This window comes from Mesorhizobium sp. M7A.F.Ca.CA.002.05.1.1, assembly GCF_003998335.1.
In the GTDB taxonomy this organism is placed as follows: domain Bacteria; phylum Pseudomonadota; class Alphaproteobacteria; order Rhizobiales; family Rhizobiaceae; genus Mesorhizobium.
Genome location: NZ_RZQI01000568.1, coordinates 1 through 3,990, shown reverse-complemented (window position 1 = coordinate 3,990; position 3,990 = coordinate 1). Strand labels below are relative to the sequence as shown.

The 3,990-nt window shown below is 60.1% G+C and carries 4 protein-coding genes and 1 pseudogene; 3 read left to right on the top strand and 2 right to left on the bottom strand.

What is annotated here, in order from left to right; genetic code table 11:
- Window positions 1–262 (bottom strand): helix-turn-helix domain-containing protein (locus tag EN939_RS24125; protein WP_272483111.1); only part of this gene is annotated, 262 nt, incomplete at its 3' end.
- Between the two features lie 203 nt (window positions 263–465).
- Between EN939_RS24125 and EN939_RS39270 the strand changes: the two genes are divergently transcribed.
- From EN939_RS39270 to EN939_RS24110, 3 genes and pseudogenes are all read left to right on the top strand, one after another.
- Window positions 466–870: a hypothetical protein gene (locus EN939_RS39270; RefSeq protein WP_245465187.1), complete on the top strand. Its 405-nt coding sequence runs from the start codon at window positions 466–468 to the stop codon at window positions 868–870.
- 1,053 nt (window positions 871–1,923) lie between these two features.
- A pseudogene (locus EN939_RS24115) lies at window positions 1,924–2,145 on the top strand (insulinase family protein); the annotation flags it as partial.
- 57 nt (window positions 2,146–2,202) lie between these two features.
- A complete protein-coding gene (locus EN939_RS24110) occupies window positions 2,203–3,261 on the top strand; it encodes a class I SAM-dependent methyltransferase (RefSeq protein ID WP_024504268.1) in 1,059 nt (352 codons plus the stop codon).
- Window positions 3,262–3,682: 421 nt separating this feature from the next.
- Here the strand turns inward: EN939_RS24110 and EN939_RS24105 are convergent.
- Window positions 3,683–3,990: transposase (locus EN939_RS24105; protein WP_206528326.1), on the bottom strand; the 308-nt coding region annotated here is incomplete at its 5' end.

The following is a 3,990-nucleotide window of genomic DNA, read 5'->3' as shown; positions in this document are numbered from 1 at the left end:
GGCTAATTTTCAGCTCGGCCGCGACCAGACCTGCCGACACCAGCGGCCGCGCCAGCACCAGCTCGATCAGCGCCGGCAGGCTCGAGTTTTTGCGCCGGTTCCTGAGCCGGCGCTCCATCTGGCTTTTGGCCAGCGCCTGGATGATTGCAAGGCTGAAACAGTCGATGGAACGCCCCTCCAGCGAAGCCGAACCGGACGAGGCGCGCGCGCCAGGTCCTTCGGCTGCCATCGGCACGCTGGGTTTAAGTGCTTGGGGTGACACGGCGTGATCTCCGCCGTTGGCGGGAACAGGGCAGTGCAATAGTACTGCCCTGTTCCTTTTGATCAGAGGCCAGTGCGGATTTCTTCGGCAAGCGCCCTCAACGTCGTCTCGACGTCATCGCCGTTTACCATCTTCTGCATCGCCACGGCCCATGCGTTCATGGCTTCGCCGAAGCCGACACGCGGTGTGAAAGCCAGCGCGGCTTGGTCCTGTATCTTTTTGAAGCTGTCAACGAAGTTGTTGAACTCGGGCTGCGAAGCGTACTTAGTCCAGGTGTCGTCTGCCAGGTCGACGTGCGCGGCGGATTGACGAGCTGGCCAGCAAGGGCACCCTTGAGCGCCACCTGCTTGGAGGTGGCCCACGGGATGAACAGCCAGGCCGTGCCCTTCTTTTCGGAAGCCGCGTTCATGGCGAGAGCCCAGATCCAGATGTCAGACTCCAAGCTCGTGGCGCTCGGTGCGTGCAGCGGCGGAGCGAAGGCGATCTTGCCGGATGCCGGCTTCCCCGCAACATCGTTCCAGAAGCCGAACATATTTGAGTCGATCGTCATCGCGCTGCGGCCGGACGCGAAGGAAGGAGCCGCGCACTTCTTGATCATGTCCACGTAATGTAGTCGTATCCAGCATCGGTAAGCTTCCAATCGCTCAGGTATTTGTCCAGCGGCTCCAGGGCGCCACTCGGAGCGAGGTCCTACGCGGGCTGAATGCCAGTGCCGAACACATCCCATGCTGGCGACTTCGTCGTCAGTTGGATCGTCATCTTGTTCCAGTAAGAATCGTCTGGGTAGAGTTCCGGCGTGACCTTGATGCCGGGTCAGCTTCTCGAACTCCGGAAATTGCGCAGCGAGAGCATCCGCATAGGGGTGGATGTCGTAGGCCCAAGTTATGCTGGTCCCTTCGAATTGACGCCAGTTCACGGTGTCGGCAGCGGCCGAATTAGTGAGCGATGCCGAGACGGCAAAAAACGCCAAGTCAAAAGCAAGCTGTTTGCGAAGCGACGCGCACCTGTAACGAGTACGGGGAATGAGCGACCCATGTAATCCTCCCTGGGGCATTTTGCCAATTTTTGGGTCCACTCCTCCATCCCGAGTTCGCTCATAGCCACAATAAGCGGTTTCCAACGAGCTCGCTCTGAATGCACCAGGCCAACTGGGTAAAAACGGGTAACCGGCACTAAAAGGCGTTGTAGTATCGCCACCAGAAATACTGCTCCGTGGTGCTGGCCTTTGCCTGGGGGCGCAACACGGCAACTACCCGCTCAAAACGGTTGGTCCTCTACCTCTTATTCACCGTCGCTTTCCTCGCGGCCTAACCCGGCCGGAATATCCGTTGCCAGAAAAAGGCCTCGCGGCCGGTTCGAGGCTCATCCCTCCTCCGAAGCAGCACGCTCAAGTATCGTCACAAGCCCCGAGCGCTTCGCGTTCGGCGATGTCCAAATTCCGACAATGTCGGATACAGTCAGATCTACTGGATTGCGTTTGAATGGTTTTCTCATTTGGCACAGTACATGCGGGTCATCCGCAAAACACGTGACCGACCAACAAGAGTTCGCATGATCACCTTACCACAACATACAGCCGCCGCGGAACAATCACTTGGCCCCTGATCGCCCACCCCGGCACCACAACCGGAGTCATCGATGTTCTGACAGGCTGCCCAAGGATACCTGCTGCAACAGGGCTTGCCCTGGTGACGACCACTCCGGCTCCGCCGGTTACCGACGAGGGCAAAGTGACGGATTTCCTGCTTTTCAACGGCATGGAGGTGGCTGTCATTCCCGACCACCGCGCCGGTCGTCACCCATATGGTCTGGTGCAGGATCGGCAGCGCGGAATGAGCCGCCGGGGATATCTGCATGTCTTCGAGCATCTGATGCTCAAGGCGCCTCATGACGAGCACGGCTCCGTCGCCTGGAGAGATTGAACCCAAAGGGAGATTCAGATGTCTGAAGCGAATCAGGAAAAGTTGGACGCATTCTTGGGGAAAATGGTCGGCGATCTCGGTGCGATCGCAACGGGCGCGGGAGTCCTGCTGGGGGACAGACTCGGCCTGTTCAAGGCATTGCGCGAAGGCGGCAAGATGACGGCCGCCGAACTTTCGACACGCACCGGCACCCAGGAACGCCTCGTAAGGGAATGGCTTTCCGGGCAGGCGGCGGCGGGTTACGTCGACTACGATGAAGCGAGCGACAAATTCTATCTCAACGCCGAGCAAGAGCTGGTGTTCGCTGATGAAGACAGCCCGGCCTTCATGGCAGGCGCATTCGAGTTCCTGTCCGCGCTGTGGCTCGATGAAGAAAAGGTGAGGCAGGCATTCCAGTCCGGCAAGGGCGTCGGGTGGCACGATCATAGCGCGTGTCTGTTTCGCGGTACGGAACGGTTCTTCCGTCCAGGCTACAATGCCAATCTGATCGACTCCTGGCTGCCGGCCTTGGAGGGCGTCGTCGAGAAGCTCGAACGCGGCGTGGACGTCGCGGATGTTGGATGCGGTCATGGTGCATCGACCGTGCTCATGGCACAGGCCTTCCCCAATTCGCGCTTCGTCGGCTTCGACTATCATGCCCCTTCGATTGAGCGCGCCCGCAAGGCGGCCGAGGTAGCCGGCGTCGGCGTTAACACGCGGTTCGACGTGGCGGCCGCCAAGAGCTATCCCGGAACCTATGACCTCGTCACATTCTTCGATTGCCTTCACGACATGGGCGACCCGACGGGCGCCGCCACCCATGTCCACGGATCGCTCAAGCCGGACGGCACGTGGATGATCGTCGAGCCGTTCGCGCATGATCATCTGGCGGCGAACCTCAATCCCGTCGGCCGCGTTTACTATGCCGCTTCCACTTTCGTGTGCACGCCCGCATCCGTGTCGCAGGAAGTCGGGCTCGCGCTTGGAGCCCAGGCCGGTGAGGCGAGGCTGCGCAAGGTTGTGACCGGCGGCGGCTTCAAGCGATTGCGTCGCGCCGCGGAGACACCGTTCAACATGGTGCTGGAGGCCCGCCCTTAGCGTGGCCGTCGCCAGAAATTGCAGCTCATCGCATTTGATGAAGATCACCGCCAAAAATCCGGACGCATCGGGCACATTTTCAAGGCGTCTGGGTTCACGCAGAGGTCGCTGCCGAGTTGTGTGCCAAGAGTCCCATACGTTGCGGCTCAGAAAGGACCCCACGCACGGCGACGAACATGCCCATAGCGATGGCCGCTATAATCACATATGTCCACCATGGCGCGTTCACAAAGCTGGTAAGCCACGTCGCACCGAACGCGCTTACGACAAAAACGAGAGCCTCGATAAAAAGACTGAGCCTGTACACATTCAGTCGTCTCATCCTCATACCACCCATCCAAAGACTGAGCTTGTTGCGCTACTGCGACAGAGCCTAACATATTGGAGAGTGCTCACTAGTCGACCGTGAACAATCCGAGCCCTAAGCGGCGACCGGCTTCGGCCGGATTTGAAGCAGGGCAATCAAGAGCGACAAAAACCCCTTCAGCCACCTGAGCAGGAGGGAGAAGTTGTAGCCGGCGGCGGCCAGGATGGCGTTGAGGGTGTCGCCCTGCTGGCCGGCGAGGTAGTTGCGGCCCATTCTGTGTTCGCTCTTGATGTGGCCGATGACGGGCTCGACCGCCGACCGCCGTCGCATCTGGCGCTTGATGGCTGGGGTGACGCGGCGTTTCTGGCCCGCGGTGAAGACCCTGAGCTTGTGGCTCTGCGGTGCGTTGTGGCCGCGATAGC